General features: G+C 26.8%; 26 protein-coding genes and 1 riboswitch. Of the genes, 18 read left to right on the plus strand and 8 right to left on the minus strand.

The window, feature by feature from the left end:
* Positions 1–9 precede the first annotated feature (9 nt).
* The 3 genes from IR151_RS03155 to IR151_RS03165 form a co-directional block, all read right to left on the minus strand.
* The gene (locus IR151_RS03155) at positions 10–327 is read right to left on the minus strand and encodes a hypothetical protein (protein WP_227433024.1); all 318 of its coding nucleotides are present in this window, start codon (positions 325–327) and stop codon (positions 10–12) included.
* Positions 328–358: 31 nt separating this feature from the next.
* Complete coding sequence (locus IR151_RS03160) at positions 359–1,327, minus strand: CPBP family intramembrane glutamic endopeptidase (RefSeq protein WP_227433025.1); 969 nt, start codon at positions 1,325–1,327, stop codon at positions 359–361.
* A gap of 577 nt (positions 1,328–1,904) precedes the next feature.
* Positions 1,905–2,123, minus strand: a complete 219-nt coding sequence (locus IR151_RS03165; RefSeq protein WP_227433027.1) for a hypothetical protein — start codon at positions 2,121–2,123, stop codon at positions 1,905–1,907.
* 158 nt (positions 2,124–2,281) lie between these two features.
* Between IR151_RS03165 and IR151_RS03170 the strand changes: the two genes are divergently transcribed.
* Together IR151_RS03170 and IR151_RS03175 are read left to right on the plus strand one after the other, a co-directional pair.
* Positions 2,282–2,488 (plus strand): helix-turn-helix domain-containing protein, encoded by a 207-nt coding sequence (locus tag IR151_RS03170; protein ID WP_227433028.1) that lies wholly within the window; start codon positions 2,282–2,284, stop codon positions 2,486–2,488.
* A gap of 278 nt (positions 2,489–2,766) precedes the next feature.
* Positions 2,767–2,955 carry a ferredoxin gene (locus tag IR151_RS03175; RefSeq protein ID WP_227433029.1) on the plus strand — a complete coding sequence of 63 codons (189 nt, stop codon included), beginning with the start codon at positions 2,767–2,769 and terminating at the stop codon, positions 2,953–2,955.
* Between the two features lie 53 nt (positions 2,956–3,008).
* On the opposite strand, the gene IR151_RS03180 is transcribed toward IR151_RS03175, so the two are convergent.
* Positions 3,009–3,878 (minus strand): methionyl aminopeptidase, encoded by an 870-nt coding sequence (locus IR151_RS03180; RefSeq protein ID WP_227433030.1) that lies wholly within the window; start codon positions 3,876–3,878, stop codon positions 3,009–3,011.
* Between the two features lie 143 nt (positions 3,879–4,021).
* A complete protein-coding gene (locus IR151_RS03185; protein ID WP_227433032.1) occupies positions 4,022–5,275 on the minus strand; it encodes an anthrax toxin lethal factor-related metalloendopeptidase in 1,254 nt (417 codons plus the stop codon).
* A gap of 291 nt (positions 5,276–5,566) precedes the next feature.
* On the opposite strand from IR151_RS03185, the gene IR151_RS03190 reads away from it, so the two are divergent.
* From IR151_RS03190 to IR151_RS03240, 11 genes are all read left to right on the plus strand, one after another.
* On the plus strand, positions 5,567–5,878 hold the full coding sequence (locus tag IR151_RS03190; RefSeq protein ID WP_227433034.1) for a GIY-YIG nuclease family protein: 312 nt from the start codon (positions 5,567–5,569) through the stop codon (positions 5,876–5,878).
* Positions 5,879–5,971: 93 nt separating this feature from the next.
* Positions 5,972–6,064, plus strand: a riboswitch (TPP riboswitch).
* Between the two features lie 103 nt (positions 6,065–6,167).
* On the plus strand, positions 6,168–6,962 hold the full coding sequence (thiD, locus tag IR151_RS03195) for a bifunctional hydroxymethylpyrimidine kinase/phosphomethylpyrimidine kinase (protein WP_227433035.1): 795 nt from the start codon (positions 6,168–6,170) through the stop codon (positions 6,960–6,962).
* A 22-nt stretch (positions 6,963–6,984) separates the two neighbouring features.
* The gene (gene thiM / locus IR151_RS03200; RefSeq protein ID WP_227433036.1) at positions 6,985–7,776 is read left to right on the plus strand and encodes a hydroxyethylthiazole kinase; all 792 of its coding nucleotides are present in this window, start codon (positions 6,985–6,987) and stop codon (positions 7,774–7,776) included.
* A gap of 21 nt (positions 7,777–7,797) precedes the next feature.
* Positions 7,798–8,430 carry a thiamine phosphate synthase gene (thiE, locus tag IR151_RS03205; protein WP_227433037.1) on the plus strand — a complete coding sequence of 211 codons (633 nt, stop codon included), beginning with the start codon at positions 7,798–7,800 and terminating at the stop codon, positions 8,428–8,430.
* Positions 8,431–8,566: 136 nt separating this feature from the next.
* Positions 8,567–8,869 carry a PTS sugar transporter subunit IIB gene (locus IR151_RS03210; RefSeq protein WP_227433038.1) on the plus strand — a complete coding sequence of 101 codons (303 nt, stop codon included), beginning with the start codon at positions 8,567–8,569 and terminating at the stop codon, positions 8,867–8,869.
* 426 nt (positions 8,870–9,295) lie between these two features.
* Positions 9,296–12,052: a sigma 54-interacting transcriptional regulator gene (locus IR151_RS03215; RefSeq protein ID WP_227433040.1), complete on the plus strand. Its 2,757-nt coding sequence runs from the start codon at positions 9,296–9,298 to the stop codon at positions 12,050–12,052.
* Between the two features lie 132 nt (positions 12,053–12,184).
* Complete coding sequence (locus IR151_RS03220) at positions 12,185–12,664, plus strand: PTS sugar transporter subunit IIB (protein ID WP_227433042.1); 480 nt, start codon at positions 12,185–12,187, stop codon at positions 12,662–12,664.
* Positions 12,665–12,679: 15 nt separating this feature from the next.
* A complete protein-coding gene (locus tag IR151_RS03225; RefSeq protein ID WP_227433043.1) occupies positions 12,680–13,102 on the plus strand; it encodes a PTS sugar transporter subunit IIA in 423 nt (140 codons plus the stop codon).
* Between the two features lie 28 nt (positions 13,103–13,130).
* Positions 13,131–13,922, plus strand: coding sequence for a PTS mannose/fructose/sorbose/N-acetylgalactosamine transporter subunit IIC (locus IR151_RS03230; RefSeq protein WP_227433045.1), 792 nt, complete (start codon positions 13,131–13,133; stop codon positions 13,920–13,922).
* Positions 13,915–14,715 (plus strand): PTS system mannose/fructose/sorbose family transporter subunit IID, encoded by an 801-nt coding sequence (locus IR151_RS03235; RefSeq protein WP_227433047.1) that lies wholly within the window; start codon positions 13,915–13,917, stop codon positions 14,713–14,715. Before IR151_RS03230 ends, IR151_RS03235 begins: the two co-directional genes overlap by 8 nt.
* A gap of 48 nt (positions 14,716–14,763) precedes the next feature.
* A complete protein-coding gene (locus tag IR151_RS03240) occupies positions 14,764–15,819 on the plus strand; it encodes an SIS domain-containing protein (RefSeq protein ID WP_227433048.1) in 1,056 nt (351 codons plus the stop codon).
* A 182-nt stretch (positions 15,820–16,001) separates the two neighbouring features.
* Here the strand turns inward: IR151_RS03240 and IR151_RS03245 are convergent, their stop codons facing one another.
* From IR151_RS03245 to IR151_RS03255, 3 genes are read right to left on the minus strand one after another with little or no spacing between them, the layout of a single operon-like run.
* Positions 16,002–16,751 (minus strand): ABC transporter permease, encoded by a 750-nt coding sequence (locus tag IR151_RS03245; protein ID WP_227433050.1) that lies wholly within the window; start codon positions 16,749–16,751, stop codon positions 16,002–16,004.
* A complete protein-coding gene (locus tag IR151_RS03250) occupies positions 16,745–17,707 on the minus strand; it encodes an ABC transporter ATP-binding protein (RefSeq protein WP_227433051.1) in 963 nt (320 codons plus the stop codon). The genes IR151_RS03245 and IR151_RS03250 overlap by 7 nt, the downstream gene beginning before the upstream one ends.
* 3 nt (positions 17,708–17,710) lie before the next feature.
* Positions 17,711–18,169, minus strand: a complete 459-nt coding sequence (locus tag IR151_RS03255; RefSeq protein ID WP_227433052.1) for a GyrI-like domain-containing protein — start codon at positions 18,167–18,169, stop codon at positions 17,711–17,713.
* A gap of 353 nt (positions 18,170–18,522) precedes the next feature.
* Here IR151_RS03255 and IR151_RS03260 point away from each other — a divergent pair, with 353 nt between their 5' ends.
* The 5 genes from IR151_RS03260 (at position 18,523) to IR151_RS03280 (ending at position 22,528) form a co-directional block, all read left to right on the plus strand.
* Entirely contained in the window at positions 18,523–18,879 is a 357-nt protein-coding gene (locus IR151_RS03260; protein WP_227433053.1) for a GntR family transcriptional regulator, read from the plus strand.
* 72 nt (positions 18,880–18,951) lie between these two features.
* Positions 18,952–19,668 (plus strand): ABC transporter ATP-binding protein, encoded by a 717-nt coding sequence (locus IR151_RS03265; RefSeq protein ID WP_227433054.1) that lies wholly within the window; start codon positions 18,952–18,954, stop codon positions 19,666–19,668.
* Positions 19,661–20,485 (plus strand): ABC transporter permease, encoded by an 825-nt coding sequence (locus tag IR151_RS03270; RefSeq protein ID WP_227433055.1) that lies wholly within the window; start codon positions 19,661–19,663, stop codon positions 20,483–20,485. Before IR151_RS03265 ends, IR151_RS03270 begins: the two co-directional genes overlap by 8 nt.
* Before the next feature lie 10 nt (positions 20,486–20,495).
* Positions 20,496–21,707, plus strand: coding sequence for a hypothetical protein (locus IR151_RS03275; protein WP_227433056.1), 1,212 nt, complete (start codon positions 20,496–20,498; stop codon positions 21,705–21,707).
* Between the two features lie 20 nt (positions 21,708–21,727).
* Entirely contained in the window at positions 21,728–22,528 is an 801-nt protein-coding gene (locus IR151_RS03280; RefSeq protein ID WP_227433057.1) for a hypothetical protein, read from the plus strand.
* The last annotated feature ends 5 nt before the right edge of the window (positions 22,529–22,533 follow it).

The raw sequence follows: 22,533 nt of genomic DNA on the forward strand, positions 1-22,533 counted from the left end.
TATTAGATTTTATATAGCTATATATTTCTTTCTAATTAGATAATATAATGCTGTTGTTATAATGGCTGCTATTATCATTGCTATTATTGTAATGTCTAATTTTCTTGTGAATAAACCTATTGCTATATATTCAAGACCTATTACATAGCGAGAAAGTATTTCTAGTTTAACAGTTCTTTTCTTATCTATATTTCCATACGTTGATTCTAATTTATTAAAATATTTTTCACTGCAAAAACTAGTTTTAGGTTTAATTAAAGATATTATTGTAGTTAATATTATAATTCCTACTCCAATAAGTATAAGATTGATATTTCCAAAGTTCATAGTATATACCTCCTTTAGCATAATAATTTTTTTATGTATGTTGTTTATATTCTTTTGTAAAGAGGAAAGGAAGATAAAATAGTGATACAAATATAAGTCTCTCTAAAATAACATAATAGCTAAGTGGTATTTCAGAACTATTACAAATAACATCTAAACTATCAACTAAAGCATGAATTATAGAACAAATCCATATATTTTTAGTTTTCAAATAAACATAACCTAAAAATATAGAAAGTCCGATTCCATAAATTAAATGAATTACACTTCCCAGTATTGGAGCATCTGGATTATAGAATGTAAATTGTAGAGGTAAATGCCATAAACTCCAACAAACACCTACAATTATAACACCTATTTTTTTGTCAAATTTATTAAAGAAAATACTTTGTAAAAAACATCTCCAGCCATATTCTTCAGACAAAAAAGGATAAATATATATTAATGATATTATAGTAAGGTTCAGATAAAATAAAATACCATTATAATTAAGATTATTTCTACTTATTATTAATCCAAGGATAACTTGAGAAAATATAAAGTAGATAATTAATAAAGCACCTGTTCTTACATTTTTTAGAATATACAGTTCTTTTGATTTAAAAGAATAAATAATAAGATATAAACTGCTTATTAAAATTAATATAGAATTCACTAATTGAGATTGATTGAGGTTTATTAAGTTAAATGATTTAGCAATAAATAATAAAAAATAACTAAGAAAAAGTAATATTACTAATGAATAAAACTTATACTCATTATTAGTTTTTCCTTCTGAGTAAAATTTTGCAATAGCGACAGAAGATAAAGGCAATATCATTATGAATGATGCAAAATTTCCTGGGTCAATAAACTTATTGAAATATAATAGAAAACCTAATAAATAAGTTAAGCCAAAAGTTATAGAAAAAAATATTATAATCTGTATTTTCTTTCTTTTTTCTTCATTTTCAATATATCTTGGATTTAATAAATCAATCCATTTTTCTTGTAATTTCAATACAAAAACCTCCTTTAACATATTACTTTCTTTTCTATAATAACAAATTCATATTGTATTAATTTTCTTAATAAAAGTATAGCAGCAATGTAAGTATAAAGAGTATCTAAAATATTACAAATATTAACAGGTTATATAAAACTATAGTAGAAGTTGTAATAATAAAACGAACGAAAATTATTATACTAAAACATAAGACATGTTATAATTATATTGTATATTTATTAATGTATAAACTATCAAGAGCGTTACTTAACACATCTTAAAATTGATTTAAATGAGTCTTTTTCATACACAAAATTATATGATATAATAAAAAAATAGAAGTGTATTGATAGTACACTTCTATAGCTATAACTAAGCATTCTCATGAGCGGGAGTGCTTTTTTCATTTTTCCAAACAACCTTGTTTACTTCATCAATAATTATCAAATTAATCTTATTATCTTTCAAAATCTCTGTTGCAGTATCAATAAGATTATCTAGGTCAAAACTACGAGTTAATTCTAGTTACTTGTTGTTTAAAACTCTTTTCAGTATGTAAGTATTAAAACACATCTATATCACCCCTTAAGCACTAAGGCATTCTTGTAAGCGCTTCCAAAGTAAAAAATTCGTCTACATACTGGTCAAAGTTTCTAACATATTCAGTCTTGTATTTAGTGTTATTTATTTCTATAAAAGCAATAGTTTTGCCATCATCATAGTATCTGCTTATTACGAAATATTTTTCTGCAGTAGATACATTTTCTTTATCTCCTATAACTAAGCCTTCAGCATTAAAACAAGGTGCCATACTATGCTTTCAAATCCTTAAGTAGTTAATATTAACCTTTTAAGGTTAATTTAATAATATTACTATTTCATAATAAAGTCAAGAAAAATTAACTATAAAAGAGAAATATTGCCCTTAATGGGTTAATTATGATAAAATAAATTAAAAGAGGTGATAAAATGATTTCATACAATCGCTTATGGAAATTATTAATTGATAAAAAAATAAAAAAAATGGAATTTAAAGAAATGACAGGACTAGGAAGTTCAAGTATTAGTAAATTGAACGAGGATAAAGTTGTCTCTATGGCTACAATGGAAAAAATATGTTTGGCATTAGATTGTAACATAGAAGATATTGTTGAGATTAAAAAAGATATTGAGTAGTAATATTTATCTTAAAAAGTATATGATACTAATATGTTTTATAGGGCATTAGAAAATATAGAAATAATAGATTAAGTTTTATACAATGGACGAGGTTTTATCAGATTATAAAGAAAAATAATCATAACACAACTAATAAATTTTATAAAATTTATTTTGAAAAGGTATTATTTTCAAATTTGAGGACATAATAAAAAAGAACTGAAGGTCAAAGTTTTAGTTCGCCAATCGTTGGTAAACAAAAATTTTAAATTTGTAACATCTAGGAGGATTTTATTATGAAAGCAAATGTTAATCAAGATACTTGTATAGGTTGTGGATTATGTCCATCAATATGCCCAGAAGTATTTGACATGGCTGATGATGGAAAATCACATGTTATAGTTGATGAAATACCAAGTGATGCTGAAGAATCAGCAAAAGAAGCTAGAGAAAGCTGTCCAGTTGATGCAATAGATGTGCATTAACAAAAGAAAAGCCTATGAAGATTGAAAGCTCAATCTTTATAGGCTTTTATATTTTATTGAGTTAAAATTTCAATTCCTGTTTCTGTAACTAAAACCATGCACTCCCATTGAGCAGATAATTTACCATCTTTTGTGTAGATAGTCCAATCATTTTCTTCATCAACAAAAATCTCATGAGTTCCTTCATTTACCATAGGTTCTATAGTAAATATCATTCCAGGAACCAATAACATTTCGGTTCCTTTTTTAGAAACATAACTTACAAATGGGTCTTCATGAAAACTTAGTCCAACTCCATGCCCACCAATTTCTCTAACAACAGAATATCCATTTTCTTTTGCATAAGAATTAATAGCATCACCTATATCACCCAAGAATCCCCATGGTTTAGCAGCTTCAAGACCTTTTTGAATGCATTCTTTAGTAACTTGAACCAATTTTTTTGCATTTTCTTTAACATTTCCTACCATAAACATTCTTGAAGCATCTGAGTAATATCCATTAAAAATAGTAGACACATCTATATTTATAATATCTCCATCCTTTAATAGGATGTCTTTACTTGGGATACCATGACAAACTTCATTGTTTATTGATGTACATACACTTTTAGGAAAACCATTATAATCTAGTGGTGCAGGAATAGCTCCATTTTCTAATGTAAAGTTATGGACTAATTCATTTATATCTTCTGTAGACATTCCAACTTTAATTTTATCCGAAATATAATCTAAAATCTTTGTGTTTATTACAGCACTTTTTTTAATTTCTTCAATTTGTGTTGCATTTTTTATGATGTCATGAGTAGGTACAATATGACCTAGCTGAGCAAATGAATTTATTTTATTATCTATATCCATATGACATTTTTTATATTTTTTAGTACTTCCACACCAACAAGCATCGTTTCTGTTTAATTTCATAACTCTTCATCCTTTTTATTATTTATTTAAATTATGGGCTACATAAACTATTTTAAAATATAACCATTAGAAATATTATAACATAAATATCAAAAAGTCTTTTATAAAGAGTACTTTATTAAATAGAAATATATTATTAAGTATTAATGTGTTTCATAGCTTAGTTCTAATTCTTCAAGAAAATTATATGTTAAAGGACAATTTTCTTTCAATATATTTTTTGAGTCTTCATCAAGATAATAATGCACAAATGATTCCGCAAAAAATTCTTCTGGGAATTTACTAATATATGCATGTGCAACTTGTTTAGGGTCATAAAGTTTATACCTTTCTTGAATAAACACTTCCATAAATTCTTCTGAATTTGATTTTTTGTCTAATACATTTTTATCTATAGCATGTGCAGTTTCATGTAATTCCAAATTTTTAGCTGAATGAACATTTGCATAACTAGGGTTACTATAACCTATTTTAGCCACAATAGAGTTGTTTCTATATACCCCAGGTACATCTTTCCAAGTTTTACCTGATCTTACCCAGCATGGAGGTAATTGGTGTTTTAAATCACTAAATTCTGGTTCATCAGTTAAATTTGAATTTATTAATTTTATAATTATATCTTTTTCTTTAAGTGTTTGTAGATATTTTCCATTTATGTTTGAAAGTCTGTTTTTCATGTTTTCAACTTCATCTTTATCATAGTCTGAATTATCCGGAAGTATAATCATTTGTTCAATTATATCTATATTACTTTCTCTTATATTTTTACTGTTTTTGTTAACTTCATATTTGAGGCTATCATCTCGATAAAAAGTCATATTTGCATCGTTTTCTGAAAAAGAGGAGTGAATATTGTCTAAATCTAAAATGTTCATTTGATGTAAAATATTTTTTGTTTCACCACTCCATACCACTAAAGAAAGTGAATTAAAGTTAATTAGTGGATTTTCTTTCATTTTTGTTTTATTACTTATACTGACATCGAATACATATTCAATGGAGTTTTCTATATCAAGATTGTTTGTATTCTTCTTAAGATATAGATATGCTTGTCTTAACTCTATATAAATGTTATCTAAAGATTCGTCGAAAAATTCTGATAGATTGTTTGTAAATATTTCTTCACTTAAAAGTTCACTTTTATCAGTTACACTTTCAATTAAAGTATTAATTTCTTTTATCATCTCAGGAATATTTATCTTCTTGCTTGCTTTTTCATCAGATACATTGCATGGTGCAAGAGCAATGCAATAAAAATCTTCTTCTTTTTTATAAAAGGCTTTAAGTGATTTTGACAAAAGTGTAAAGTCTACACCTATCTGTAAATTGACTTTAAATAAGTTCTTTTGTGATAATTCAATATTATTGCTTTTAGCTATAATTAAATTGTTTTCCATAATCATTGCCCCCTTTTTATTAGGTTATCATAATTTTTTTATATATGTCAATTTATTTTTTTGAAAATTATAATTTTTTTGAAAATTTTATTTTTTATATTTGTGAATTTTTTGTTAGAAGAATAAATATGTTATTAATATGTCAAAATTTAGCGTCAAATACTTTTAGAGTCTACTTTACGAATTTACATTTGAGTTATTGTTATAGCTCACCAATATATAAAATTTACAGCAGTTTTTTTTATTTTATAATATAATGTTTATATATTTAATTTAAGGATGTGAATTAAGATGTATTTTACATATATTATAAGGTGCAAAGATGATTCTCTATATACTGGATATACTAGCAATATAGAAAGAAGAATGAATGAGCATAAGTCAGGAATTAATTCAAAGTATACAAGAGCAAGGGGATTTAAAAAGTTAGAGGTTTATTTTGTAACAAATACAAAAAGTAATGCAATGAAATTAGAATACTATATAAAAAAGTTAACTAGGGATAAAAAATTATCTATAATAAAAAATCCCAATATACTTATAGATTCAATTGACAATAAAGAAAATTATATTATTGGAGAAGAGATAAAAGAACTGAAGTAAGTGTCTTTAATTATATTGTAAATAAGTATATACAGTGTAAAAACTTGACAATAAATACTATTGTAATATAATGAAGTTATAAATATAATAAATTAAAATAGCTAGGGGAGCCAAGAGCTGAGAGGAATACCGACCCTTACACCTGAACTGGATAATGCCAGCGTAGGAAAGCTTAGTATAAAACTTAAGTATGTATTATTTGTGATATATGCGAATTTCTAAGCTATACCTATTGTAGGTATAGCTTTTTTAGTTAATCTATTTAAATTAAATTTTTAGGAGGGTATAAATGAGTAACTACAAAATACCAACACTTACAATAGCTGGTTCAGATTCATCTGGAGGAGCTGGAATCCAAGCTGATTTGAAAACTTTTAGTGCAATTGGCACATATGGAATGAGTGTAATAACAGCTATAACGGCACAAAATACTCAAGGAGTTTTTGCTGTAGAAGATTTAAGCCAAAGTATAATAAAAAAACAAATAGAGGCAGTATTTGATGATATACCTCCAAGAGCAGTAAAAATAGGAATGGTTTCAAGCCCAGAAATTATACTTGAAATAGTTGAAAATTTAAAAAAATATAATCCAGAATATTTAATAGTAGACCCTGTAATGATATCTAAAAGTGGATATTATTTATTAAAACCAGAAGCAAAGGAAAATCTAATTAATTATTTAATACCACTTGCATATATAATTACACCAAATATTCCAGAAGCAGAAGAAATTACAGGAATAAAAATACATAATGTAGATGATATGAATAGAGTAGGAAAGAAAATATTAGAGCTTGGACCTAAATTTGTTCTTATGAAAGGCGGACATTTAGATGGAGAAGCAGTGGATATTTTAGTTGGTAAAAATATATTTGAAGTGTATAAAAGTGAAAGAATTGATAAAAAAAATACACATGGAACAGGATGTACATTATCTTCTGCAATAACATCTTATCTTGCATTAGGTTATGAAATAAAAGAAGCAGTAAAATTAAGTAAAATTTATATAACAGAAGCAATAAAAAATAGTTTTGATATAGGTCATGGAGTAGGCCCAGTACATCATTTTTATAAGTTTGAATAATAAAATTTTATGGAGGTAGAATATGTATAATTTAATTGAAGAAGTAAAGAAAGTAAACCCATTAGTAATTCACTATACTAATAATGTAACAATAAATGATTGTGCTAATGTAACTTTAGCTATAGGTGCAAGCCCTCTTATGAGTTTTTCATATGAGGAAGTAGAAGAAATGGTAAGTATAGCAAATGCTGTAGTTATAAATATAGGAACTATGAATTCAAATATATTAGATTTGTTTTTATTGGCTGGAAAGGCGGCAAATAAATACAATAAACCTGTTATCTTAGACCCAGTGGGAGTCTTTGCAAGTAAAGCCAGAGCAGAACTTACAAATAAGCTTTTAAATGAAGTTAAATTTGATGTGGTTAAAGGGAATATAGCAGAAATAAAATTTATAGGTGGCTTTGATGTAATGGGTAAAGGTGTAGATTCCTTTGATGATGAAGAAGATTCTACTGATATAATAAAAAAAGTTTCTGAGAAGCTTGAATGTATAGTTGCAGCAACTGGAAAAATAGATATAATAACTGATAGTAAGAATACATATAAAATAAATAATGGAACTGATAAATTAAAAGGTATTACAGGCACAGGGTGTATGACTGCTAGTTTGATTGCAAGTTTTATGGCTGTGACTAAAAATAAATTAGAAGCAGCTACAATGGGTGTACTTACAATGTCGTTAAGTGGGGAGCTGGCTAATTTAAATAATCCACCAATAGGTACATTTAAAGAAAAGCTAATGAATTCTATTTATCAAATGGATGAAGAGATTATAAGTAAAAACTCTAATATTGAATTTTTAAATGAATAAATGGTCAACAGGAGGCTGTAAATGATAGATAAAGAATGTTTAAAAAAAGACTTAAAGTTATATTTAGTGACTGATTCTGAAATGCTAGAAGGTAGAGATTTTTATAAATGTATTGAAGATGCAATTGTTTCTGGAATAACAACGGTGCAACTCAGAGAAAAAAATGTTTCTGGAAAAGAATTTTTAAAAAAGGCTATGAAGCTAAGGGAAATAACTAGAAAACATGGTGTTAAGTTTATAATAAATGATAGAGTAGATATAGCAATTATTTGTGATGCAGATGGAGTGCATGTAGGACAGAGTGACATTGATGCAAAAGAAGTTAGAAAGCTTATAGGGAAAGATAAAATACTAGGTGTATCAGCAAGAACTTTAGAAGAAGCTATCTGTGCAAAAAATGATGGTGCAGACTATTTAGGTATAGGGTCTATATTTACAACATCTACTAAACTGGATGCTAAATCCGCATCATTTGAAACTGTCAAAAAAATTAAAGAAAAGATAGATATACCATTTGTATTGATTGGTGGGATAAAACTAGATAATGTAGATAAACTTAAGTGCTTAAATAGTGATGGATATGCTATAATATCTGCTGTATTAAAATCTGAAAATATTTCTGAAGAAGTAGAAAAGTGGACATTAAAAATATAAAATGAGTTATGGTAGTGAAAAAATTGGAAAAATTTGATATAATTTAAAAGTAAAATATAGGAAGTTATAAATGTAAACTTTTCTACATATACTTTTTAATCAAAATATATGTAGATTTGATTAAAAGGAGATATTAATGATTAGGATATTATTAGTGTGCGTTGGTGGTATGTCTTCTACTTTATTGGTAAATAAAATGGAGAAAGATGCAAAGAAAAGAGATATAGACTGTAAAATATGGGCAGTTGGAGAGGGAAATATAAAATCAGAACTTGGTAATTTTGATATTTTACTTCTTGGGCCACAGCTTAGATTTATGTTTGATGATGTAAAATCTATAGTAGGAGATAAAGCTCCAGTAGCTATAATAGATATGGTAAACTATGGTACTTGTAATGGTCATGCTGTATTAAATGCAGTACTAGAAATACTAAATTAAATTAATCACTGATAGTGAACTCTATGATATAGAGTTCACTTTTTATATTTTATAGTTCTTTTTCAAATTTTTTTATTTTCAACAAGGCTGATTTAAATTGTTCATCTTCATAGACTCTTAATATATAATTAACTTAGAAAAAAATTATTTCTAGAAAAAAATTAATAAAGGAGAATATAAGGTAGAGTTGTTTCTATATGTAAATTATTCCTAAATTTGCACTGATTATATACTTATCCATTTAGATTTTAATCTATTCAAAATACACTTCTATTTACTCGTTTATCAATTTATATGGTAATAATTGGATTTGATTGTATGAGATTAGTGCAGTACTATTTATTAGAATAAAAGAATATAATTTATTTTTTCACTAATATATAAAGGATATACTGGTATCATTGACATTTATATTGGAGGTTGATTATGAAGAATGAAATTTTACGTTTTATAAATGAAAAGGTATTATTTGACAATTTTGATGAACTTAAAAAACAAAGTGGTATAGTAACAGAAGATATAGTAAAAAAGTTTAATTTAAGTAGAACTCAATCAAGCAGATTATTAAATGATTTGGTAAAGTCTGATAATCTTATAAAGATAAATAGTAGACCTGTTATCTTTCTACCAAAAAATAAGATAAATGATGCAATAGGTCCTACGAAAAAAAGTATTTATGAAAGTGTTGATGAACTTAGTAATGAGTGTAAATTATTAAAGCAGGAGATTGTATTTAACAGTATTATAGGTCATGAAAGTAGCCTAAAAGAGGCAATAGAGCAAATAAAAACCGCTGTACTTTATCCAAATGATGGACTTACAATAATGCTAACAGGTGAAAGTGGTGTAGGTAAAACTTTTTTAGCGAAGGTAATATATAAGTATAGTGTAAGTAGTAATATATTAGAAAAAAATGCTCCATATAATGTACTAAACTGTGCACAGTACTATAATAATCCAGAGTTATTATCAAGTATACTATTTGGACATGTCAAGGGGGCTTATACTGGAGCAAATGAATCTAGAGCTGGGTTAATAGAGAAATCTGATGGTGGTATATTATTTTTAGATGAGGTACATAGATTAAACAGTGAAGGTCAGGAAAAGTTATTTACATTTATGGATACAGGTACATTTTCTAGAATTGGAGAGAATGGAGTAAATAGAAGTGCTAAGGTAAGGCTAGTATTTGCTACAACAGAAAGCTTATCTGAGTTTTTGCAGACTTTTTTAAGAAGAATACCTATAAATATTTATGTTCCTAATATAGAGGAAAGAGGAACTATTGAAAAAAGGAAGATTATAGAACATTTTATATATGAGGAAAGTAAGGTGCTTGGTTTACCTATAGAGATAACTCAAATTACATTAAATACGATTTTAAAGATAAAATTCAAAGGTAATATAGGTGAATGTAAAAATGTAATAAAATATGCATGTGGAAGGGCATATGCAAAAAACCAAAAAAGAAATGGAAATATTTTTGTTACACTTCAAGACCTTCCTAGAAATATTTATATAGAAAATGTAGATATATTTCAGTTCCAAAGTGCTAAAAGCAAAAGTATTGTGTTTTCTCCTAAACAATTTAATATTGAGACATCAGATGAAGGAAATAAAAGAAATATAATATATCAAAGTCTTACAAAGTGTTTAGATTATTTTGATAGACTAGAAAAAAAAGAAATAACAAAAGAGATATTTAGTGAAAAGAGCTCAAACTTAATGATTAGGTTAATGGATAACCTAGTTTTTTCAAATAATGATGAAAATAAAAATGTACTTATGGAGCTTATAATATCTATAATGCAGGATATATTTAGAAATTTAGAAGTTAACAACAATATAAAATATGATGGAAATAATGTATTAGCATTTTCTTCGTATCTTTATTTGAAGGATGAGTCTTATCAATTGTCTGATGAATGTAAAATCTTACAAAGTAAATTACTAACATATTTAAAGAAAGAAAATTACAAAGAATACTCTATAGTAAATAAAGTATCGACATTAATAGCAAATAGATTGGATATGTATCTTAATAATGTAGATATAATTATAATGATTATATTTATTAAGTCGACAGTTATAAGAATGAAGTCTAATAAAGTTAATGCAATGATTATAGCACATGGGTATGCTACTGCTAGTAGTATGGCAAATGTATGTAATCGTATGTTGGGTAAAAATGTATTTACAGCTATAGATATGCCTATAGATGCGACAATTGCTGATGTATCAAATCAAATGTCTAGATACTTGGAAGGAGATAGGATAAAAAATGGACTAGTTGTGTTATTTGATATGGGCTCTCTTAATCTGATATATGAAGATTTAAAAAGTAAAATAAGTAGTCCAATGTTGTTTATAGACCAAATATCCACTATTTTTGCACTAGAGGTAGGTAATTTATTAATGCAAGGTAAAAACATTGAAGATATAGCAGAAATTATGGATGAAGAAATTAAACCCAACATACAATTGTATTATCCTCAAAAAAATAAAGAGTATGCTATAGTATCTTCTTGTTTTACTGGGATAGGTACTGCTATAAAAATCCAACATCTACTTTCAGAAAGCTTAATGGGGATAGTTGATGTTAAGATAATACCACACGATTATGAGAGTCTTGTTTCTATGGGAGATAAAGATCCACTTTTTAAAATGTATGATGTATTGGCCATAGTAGGAACTGCTAATCCAAATGTAAATGGAGTAGATTTCATACTACTAGAGGATATAATATCAGGAAAAGGAGAAGATGATGTCTTTAGAATATTTAGTAAAGTAGTAGAAAGTGAAAAAATCAAAAACATAAATGATTCTATCATAAAGAATTTTTCTTTGATTAGAGTAATAGATAGTCTGACTATTTTAGACTCAAAAAAAATAATAGAGAGAATAGAAGAAGGAATCAATGCTATAGAAAATAATCAAAAGAAAAAACTTCCTAATGATAAAAAAATTGCTTTATATGTTCACTTAAGTTGTATGATTGAAAGATTGGTTAGACAAGCTGAGATTGAAGAATATACTGATATGAATTTATTAATTAAAAACCATCACAGTGAAGTTAAACTAATAAAAAATGCATTTAGTGTGCTAGAAAAGAGTTATAGTGTGCAAATATCTATTTCAGAAATCGGATATATCTATAATATTATTTATGGTCCACTTCAGTAAAATACAGTATTAAAAAATAAATAAATAAAATCGAAAAAAAGTATGCCACTAGTTGGCATGCTTTTTGCTTTTATAAATAAACAAGAGGATAAAAAATAAAAATTTTAATATATAATGGAGGATTTGAGGAAAATGATATCTTTAATGAGGATTGATGACAGACTAATACATGGTCAGGTAGCATATGGATGGACAACATCATTAGGTATAAATGTAATATTAGTTGCAAATGATGAAGCAAAAAACGATCAAATGAAAGCCATGTCATTAAATTTAGCTAAGCCTAGCAATGTAACTTTATATATAAGGGGGGTAGAGGAATCTGGAGAAATAGTAGAAAAATTTGCTTCTTCAAAGAAAAGTAATGTATTAGTATTAGTAAAAAATACAAAAGATGCTTTAGATGTAGCTAAAAACTCAGGAGGAGTTTTAAAAGAAATAAATGTAGGTGGATTAAGATACGAGGAAGGAAAGAAGAAGCTGACAGACTTAGTTGCTGTTGATGATAATGATATAAACAATTTTAAAGAAATAACTGATTTAGGAATTGATATAGAATTTAGAATGTTACCTAGAGACAAAAAGAAAAAATTATCAGACTTAATAAAATAATTTGGGAGAAAGAAAATGAAAAATTTTTTAATTGCAACACATGGAGAATTATCTAAGGAGCTTGTTGAGACAAGTAAATTAATAATTGGTTCATTAAGTAATGTTGAGTACTTTTGTATGACAAAAGATAAATCAGCAGACGATGCTGAGAAAGAAATGATAAGTATATTATCAAATAACAAAAATAATGGAGAGCTTATCATACTAACAGATATATTTGGTGGAAGTGTAGCAAACATATGTACTAATTTACTTTTACAAGGGTTTAAATTTGAGTTATTGACAGGAGTAAATTTACCGATGCTTTTGGCTATTCTTTTATCAACAGAAGAGGATGCAAAGCTATTAGCTAAATCAGGTTTAGAGGAAGCGAGAAATGGAATAGTTCATGTAAATGAACTATTAGAAAATAAAAATGAAATCAAAAGTGTGATGTAATTAATGTAAATTAAGAGGGAGGTTCACTATGTTAGTACAAGCTATTATGTTAGCTATTATAGCAGGCTTTGGTATATTAGATGGACGTATATTTGGTCAGTCTATGTTTGATAGACCAATAGTTACAGGGGCATTAGTAGGATTAGTTTTAGGAGATATAAAGTCAGGAATTATGATTGGTGCACAACTTGAATTAATTTGGATGGGAATTGCAGGAATAGGTGCAGCTACTCCTCCAGATGTAGTAACAGGTGGTGTATTAGGTACAGCGTTTGCTATATTATCAGGAAATGGTGCAGAAGTTGCTCTAGCTGTAGCAGTGCCAGTAGCAGTTTTAGCACAATCTCTTGGAGTATTGGTTAGAATAGTAAACTCATATTTTTCTCAAAAGGCAGTTTTTTATGCTAAACAAGCTGACTTTAAAAAGGTTACTATAATGATGTGGATTCCAGTAGTATTATTCTTTTTAAGTACATCAGTTCCAACATTTTTAGCAATTATGATTGGTGCTGATAAAGTTACAACATTAATAAATGCAATACCTAAAGTTATATTAGATGGATTAGGTGTTGCAGGAACATTGTTACCAGCAGTAGGATTTGCACTACTTATGGATATGCTACTTTCAAAAAAGATGTCTGTATTTTTCTTTATAGGATTCCTCTTAGCATCTTATGTTGGACTAGATATAACTGCAATAGCGTTGTTTGGAGTCTGTGTAGCAGTTATATTAAACTTTTATATTAATAACAAAGAAAATAGTCAAAATCCTCAAGTAGCAACTAATATTTTAACGGAAGGAGAGATTGACTTTGAATAAACTAACAAAAAAAGAATTAAGAAGTATGTTTTGGCGTTCATTTGCTCTTCAAGGTGCATTCAATTATGAAAGAATGCAAAACTTAGGTTATTGTTATGCAATGTTACCTGCAATAAAGAAGTTATATAATAAAAAAGAAAATCAAGCAAAAGCGATAGAAAGACACTTAGAAATTTTTAATACAACCACAGTAGTAGTTCCTGCTATATTAGGTATAACAGCAGCTATGGAAGAGGAGAATGCTAATAATTCAGAATTTGATGAAAACTCAATCAGTGCTGTTAAAACAGCTCTTATGGGACCTCTTGCAGGAATTGGGGATTCACTATTTTGGGGAACATTTAGAATTATAGCTGCTGGAATAGGAGTATCACTTGCAAAAGAAGGAAATATATTTGGCCCGCTATTATTCTTACTGTTGTATAATATCCCAGCATTTGCTCTAAGAATACTTGGACTTAAATATGGATATAAAGTCGGAGTAAATTCACTTGAAAGAATACAAAGAGAAGGGCTTATGGAGAAAATAATGTCTATGGCTACAACTGTTGGTTTATTCGTTGTAGGAGGAATGGTTGCAACAATGTTGAGTATAACTACTCCACTAAAATTTAATTTAAATGGTGCAGAAGTGGTTTTACAAGATATATTAGATAAAATAATACCTAACATGTTACCTTTAGCTTTTGCATTTGTAATATATTACATGCTAAAGCGAAAGGTAAGTGTAACAAAGTTAACTCTAGGCATTATAGTGGGAGGAATTGCTTTACATGCAATAGGGTTATTATAGAAAAAAAATTATAATTTATTAAATATATGAATAAGGAAGGCATACAAAATGAGAATACAAGATTATATGTTAGAAACACCAGCAAAAATGAGAGAAATGATATCTAATGCAGATAATTTATTTAATGAAATTAAGAAAGAAGATATAAAAAAGATTATAATAACAGGTTCAGGTACTAGTTATCACTCAGGATTGCAAGTACAACCATATTTGCAAAATTTATTAGACATAGATGTTGTAGAAAAGTATCCATTTATGATAACTGAAGATACATTTAAATTTGATAATAAAAATACTTTAGTGGTGGGAATATCTCAAGGTGGAAGTAGTTATTCTGCATATAATGCTATGAAGTTAGCTGAAGACAAGGGTTGTAAAATAGCATCTATGGCAGGCTGTAAAAATGCTCTAATAGATGAGATTTCTGACTATATATTAACAGTGAATTGTGGTGAAGAAAAATCTGGTGCTAAAACAAAAGGCTTTTATTGTACAAAGTTAAATTTAATGTTATTAGGTCTTCAAATAGCTAGAGAAAAGGGAATAATATCTAGTGAAAAGTACAATGAAGAGATAAATAAGATATTGGATGCAATAGATAGATTTGAATCAGTATATAAATCATCTGAGCAATGGATTGAAAGAAACAAAGAAAAGTTAGTTAACGCTAAAGAAATAAGAGTAGTAGGTCACTCTGATATATATGGAGATACATTAGAGTCAGCATTAAAATTATTAGAGACAATGAGAATTCCTGTAACTGGATATGAGTTTGAAGAGTTCATACATGGTGTATACAATGCTATAAATAGTGATTCTACTATATTTATACTAGATACAGGAAGAGAACCTAGAGTAACTAAGATGGTTGAAGTACTTTCTGGATGGACAGACAATGTATTTGTCATAGGTAGAGATGTTGCAGAAGAAGATAAAAATTTAAAGGCAGATATTATAGATAATCCTTACTATCAAACGTTTAACTTCATAGTACCTATACAATTGATATGTGGAGAAATACCTACATTAAGAGGTATAAACCCAAGTATTCCAAAAGATACTAAGTTCCACATGAAGTTAGGTAGTAAGAAGTTTAATAAGTAATTATACATATAAGTACTTTAGTTTATAGTTTCTTGTATAAATTTATAAATATACACTTAAGTAGCATGAATTATAAAGGTGGTGTTTCAAAATGATTTTAATTAATAATTTTGGAACACCACTTTTTAGTGTATATATAATAGATTAGTTTTTTACAAATCTACACACATTATCTTCAAAAATCAACTTACCATTTCTTTTTTCAGTCTCCACATAGCAAGTGCGAAACTTCCACAACATAATATTAAAAATAACACTATAACAGGTAGTATATCTCCAACTAGAATGGTTTCACCAAATATTAGACTACGTAAAGTATTAATAACATGGGTAAATGGATTGAGCATAACTGCTATTTTTAATCCTCCAGATAAATCTTCAACAGGGAAGAGAGCAGAGCTTAAAAAGAAAATAGGAAGTACAATGGCAGTCATAATTGTTTCATAAATTATTTCATTTGGTAATAATAGACTTATAGCATAAGCTAGGCTTGATAAAAAAAAGGCTGTCATAAATATCAATACTATCATTATAGCAATTCCACCAATACCAGATGCTATTTTTACTGAAAAGAATATGCTTACTATGCATAAAATTGCTACTTCAATAAAAGACACTAGGATAGCTTCTAGTAACTGACCAAAGACAATGGAATATCGACTAATAGGTGCAATTAAAACTCTATAAAAACTCCCGCTATTTTTCATTATAAAATTGATGATACCACCACTACTACATGATGAAAAGATAACCAATACAATTATACCTGGAAGTATAAAAGCTGTATAATTATCGATGTTCATATCACTCATAGTTTGGTTTGCGACAGAGCTATAAAGTACAAGCCAAAGAAGAGGTTGTAATATAGTAACTACAAATGAAATTGGATTTTTAAAACGCCATTTCATATTACGCCATAAGATATTTAACATTTCCATTCCTCCTTTAAATCTTTCTTAGAACTTGTTAATGCTAAAAAAACATCTTCAAGACTTGGCTCTACAATTTCTATTGCATCAAACTTTATATTATGCTCTAAAAGAAATTTATTTATTAAAGTAAGTGAAGTTCTACTTTCTTCTACACTTATGAAAAGAGAATTTTCATGTATATTCATAAATTTAACTAAGCAAGCATTTTTAATATCATTCTTATATTTTTTTATATCTTCAATATCATGAAATGCGATACGAAGTATATTTTGCTTAATATAATTACGTAAACTAGATGGTGTTCCTTGTGCCAAATCTTTTCCATTTTTCATAATACAGATATTATCACTTAGCTGTTCAGCTTCTTCAAGATAATGAGTGGTTAGAAAAATAGTTGTATCATATTCATCTCTAATTTTTAGTAGCATATCCCACATAGCTTTTCTTGAATCTACATCCATACCAACAGTAGGTTCATCTAAAAACAGAATCTTAGGAGACGACACCATATTCATAGCTATATCTAATCTACGTTTTACTCCACCAGAATAAGATGAAGTAGGATACTTTAAGTAACTAGTTAACTCAAATTTTTCAATTAAAGAGTTTATTCTTTCTTTTGCAACTTGTGGTTCCACTTTATACATTTTGCTTTGGAATATCATGTTTTCCATGAGAGACAGGTGTTCATCAATAGATACTTGTTGTGCTACACAAGCAATTTGAGTGCGTATCCAAGATGGATTATTTATTAAGTCTTTTCCAAGCATCGTTACATTACCCGCTGTAGGCTTGTAAAAAGTGGTCAAAATATTGATAAGCGAAGATTTACCAGCACCATTTGGACCAAGTAAAGAAAATATTTCTCCAGTCTTTACACTAAAACTTAGAGCATTTAAAGCTCTTACACCATTTTTATATTGTTTTACTAAATTGTTGATTTCGATTGCCAACATGTATTATTCCTCCGATTTAAGTGGAAATATGATTTCTGTAATATATTTATCTGGATTACCTTTTATTAGCATACCTGGTCCTTTAATAAATACTTCTCTCCAAGGAGTTTTTATTGTTAGATTATTTTCATGAATATATTTAAATATCATTTCATATGTTTTCGGCAAATTGTTATATGAACCAATGTGGGTAAAAAACAAAGCTTTTGTTTTAGGAAACTCTTTTATTGTTACACCCATACGATTTGGAGTTTCAGAAGTTGGTACACATAACTCCATTTTTCCTATGCCAGTTTCTTGGTCAACATTATGGTAACAAAAGAATGGTGCACCATTTGATTTTCCTTTTATAGATTTAAATACATTTGGAAAATATTTTGTTGCTTCAGTCATGGGTCCATTGTAACTCATAGTAGCTGCTGTGACTGATTCGATGTTTTTAATTTCAATTTTATAATTCATTTGTTTTCCTCCTTAGGTATGTTTATAATGGTTTAATTAACCCATTAAGTATTAGTACAATATAAGATTTTTGATTCATTGATGATATAACCTTACCTTGTTTGTTTTCAAGTCTAACATAACATAAAATATATATCCTCTCATTTGATGCTCAATTTTGTAAACTTATTATTTGAATTTTGAATTTAATGATTTAATAAATTAAAATCAAATAATTTATTAAAAAGTATTTACAAATTAAGTGTATTAATCGTATAATACACTTAACGAAATATAAAATAAAATTTAAAGTAGAAGTGTATTTTTTTAGAAAAAGTGTATTATCGTATTAATACACTAGAATAGGAGGAAGTATGAATTTTGAATTAGATAATACATCTCCAATTTATTTGCAAATAATAAAGCATATAAAGAGACAAATAGTAACAGGAGAATTAAAACCAGGAGAAACAATACCATCAAGAAGAGAAATGGCACTTAATTTAAAAGTAAATTTAAATACTGTTCAAAGAGCATATAAGGAGATGGGTGATATGAATATAATAAATACTTTTAAAAACTATCAGAGTAGCGTGACAGTTGATGAAAATATATTAAAAAATTTAAAACTAGAGTTAATAAATGAATCTTTAGTTGTATTTATAGAAGATATGAAGGCAATAAATGTTACTAAAGAAGAAGTTTTAAAGATAATAGAAGATAGATATTAGTTTTTTAATAAATATAAACACTTAACTTATAAGGTTAATTGTACAAGCATATTAAATATGGAGGATACTAATATGATAGAAATTAAAAATGTAAGCAAAACATATAAAAGAATGCAAGGACTAAAAGTAAAGAAAATAGATGCTTTAAAGAATGTAAGCTTTAGTATTGAAAAAGGAAAAATAACAGCTTTACTTGGGATAAATGGTGTTGGTAAGTCAACAATTTTAAAAGCAATAGCAGGGCTTATAAAAATTGATAGTGGAGAGATTTTAATAGATGGAGAAAAAATGAATAAAAACATATATAATAAACTTGCATTTGTTCCAGATGTAGAATCTCACTTTAGTAATACAACAATAAAAGAGTCATTTGAATTTATGGAAATTTTTTATCCAAGATGGAATAAAGAAAAATCAAAAGAAATGATGGATATATTTAAACTGAATGAAAATGAATTAATTGACAATTTATCTAAAGGAAATATTGCAAGAGTAAAATTAATTCTTGGATTTTGTCAAGACCCAGACTATATATTACTTGATGAACCATTCACAGGGATTGACTTGTTTAAAAGAGAAGAATTTATAGGAGTAATAGCACAGTATATGAAAGAAAATCAAGCTATTATTATAACCACTCATGAGATAGTAGAAATAGAAAGTCTAGTTGATGAAGTTATAATTCTTGATGAAGGTAAAGTAATAACATCATTTAATGCAGAAGATTTGAGAGAAAGAGAAGGTAAGTCTATATTAGATAAAATGAGGGAGGTATATAAGAATGAATAAGCTTCTATGTCTAATAAATGTAGATTTAAGGAGAAATAAGAGGTTTTATATAGCCTATATATCTTTTTTATCTTTAATTACATTGGGCTTAAATTTATTTGAAATTATTAAATTTAAGAACTCTAAATTTATTATAAACTTAGCAATAGAGGATTTTGGAGGTGTATTTTATGGAATAGGTATCATTGGCAATCTTAGATGTATCCAAACAATTTTGCTGTATGGAATATTGGGAATGTTTACATACTATATTTTTATGTGGAAAAGAGATTTCTTTTCTAAAAATCAAAGTATTTATACTTTAATGATGTTACCTCAGAATAAATTTAAACTTTGTATATCTAAGTCAATCACTTTGATAACAATGGTATATGGTTTTTTGATAAGTCAGATAGCAACATTATTTATATGTAAACACATATTTAATTTTGTTTTTAGAAATGTTCCAATAGTTAATATGTCCTTTGCTCAGGATTTATATTATTTAAATTTAAAAAGTATTCCAATCGATTTTATTTCTTTCATAACAATTTATGTATTTTTACTGTTTGTAGCTATTTCTTTTTTGAATAGTTGTATATTATTCACATTTTCTTACAGAGGTAAATTTTATGTGATTTTAATTACCTTGATAATTTTGGCAGGGTTGTATTTTTCAACAGTATATATAAATATAATTAGTTTGTTTAGAAAGTATTATGGATTTGTTGGAACACAACTTAATTCCTTAGGTAACTATGTATTAAGTTTTATAGTTATAATGTTTATTTTAAATGGAATCTCTTATTTCTTAATAAATAAGAAATTGTCTATTTAGGAGGTGTGACATGAAATTAAAATCTAAAATATCTATACTTATTATATTTTTAGCAGTGGCAATATATTTTAGTATAGACCTATTGAACAATGAAAACAATTTAAGTATAAAAACGATAAAAGGTGACCAAGATGAATTGGGTTATATAAACATATATTTTGGATATGATTTTAATGGATATATAAATTCAAGATATATAATAAATGGAAGCAATAAAACTAAAAAAACAGAATTATTAAAATCAATAAAAGAGAGTGAGAACACGAATAACCTAATCGATGTCTCTAGTGGTTTGGATTCAATAGCTCATGTTGGTTTTGAAATAAGTGATGATTCTAAATCTAGTTCAAAAGGGATAAATTTTGTTATAGATGAGAAAAAAGAAGATCTAGAAAAAGGTGTATTTATTTCAGAAGGAAGTGATAAAAAAGTTGAATATGAAAAACTAGATATGGATAATTTTATAAGAACTAAATATAAAGTAGATAAAGATATCGATGAGTATCATGTAAAAGTGCTATCATCAAAAAGATACAAAAAAGATTTATATGTGTCTGTGCTTTATGCTCCAAATGAGTCATCAGAAAAAAATGAAGAAGATTTGAATACTATAGATATAATAAAGATTAATACTAAAAGTAAAAAAATAGAGACGATAAAAAGTATAAATATAAGCAAGTATCTTTTTGAAAAATACAACAACATACAGAGTATTGATGTAAGTTATTCTAGTAAAGATGGAGATAAAATGTATATTTTGATAGAAGCGATAAATGCAAATACATGGGATGATGTTGATTCTAAGCTCAATTTACTTGAGTATAATGTTAAAGAGAATAAAGATAAAATAATAGAATTAAAAAGTTATAATAGAATGTCTTTGGAAAAAGCAAAGCTAAAAGATAGTAAATTATATATGATAATGTCAGAAAGAGATAATTCCAATAAAAGTAAAGAGGTAAATTTAATAACTTATAACATACTAGATGGCAGTTTAGTTGAAGATAAATATGTTTTGGATGAAAAAGAAGAAAGAAGCATCAGAAACATTGAAATTGATTCAAATAAAATCATTGTATGTACATCAAAAACAAATTCTGTACTACCCTGGGACAATAAGACTATTCTATATATAATAAATAAAAATTCGAAAGAAATAGTGTATAAGGGAGAATTACAGTTTAATAGTTCAAATAGCAGTTTAGAATTTGAAATAAAGTAGGTGAATTGATGAGGGATTTAATGAAGTTATTTGAGTTTGATTTAAAAAGAAACATAAAAAATTATATATTTATAATAAGTTGTTTTTGTTCTATTGTATTTTTAAATCTAGTGAAAAATTTAAATGATTATAACTATATAATAGAAAATGCAGTAAAAACTGAGCAGTTATCAAAAGTAGGAAAGACAATAGAAACAGTAAGTGTCATGGGGTTTTCAAGTTTTGGAAACATAATGGGTTCTATACAATCATGTTTTTTATTTGGGATATTTGTGTGTATTTGTTATGCTTTTTTTATTTGGTATAGAGATTTTGACATGAAAAGCAAATCCATATATACACTTGTGATGCTTCCTAAGAATAAAATTAATATTTATATATCTAAATTATTAAATGTATTGTTTCTAGTGTATAGCTACACTATATTATTTACAATAACTTTATTTATTGCAAGTAAAATACTACCTAATTATATGCTTGGTAGTATTGCAAACTATAATTTTGTACAAGAAACAATATATAAATTAAATATTTTACTTCCATACAGCTTTGAGAATTTATTAGTAGAATATGTATTTTTACTAATAGGAGTTATATGTGTAGTATTCACATCAATTCTTATAAATAAATCTGTGTATAAGATGAGAGCTTTAATGAGTTTTCTATTTTTAGTTATAGAAATTCTAATATTTATAATTCTTGTAGAGTTTATTATACCTTATGAATATAGTAATGTATTTACTGTAGTATATTCAAGTGTGAGCATATTTGTATGTAGTTTTATGTCTAATAAACTTTTAAATAATAAAATTGACTTTTAGGAGGT

This window comes from Clostridioides sp. ES-S-0006-03 (genome assembly GCF_020662275.1).
Lineage (GTDB): Bacteria > Bacillota > Clostridia > Peptostreptococcales > Peptostreptococcaceae > Clostridioides.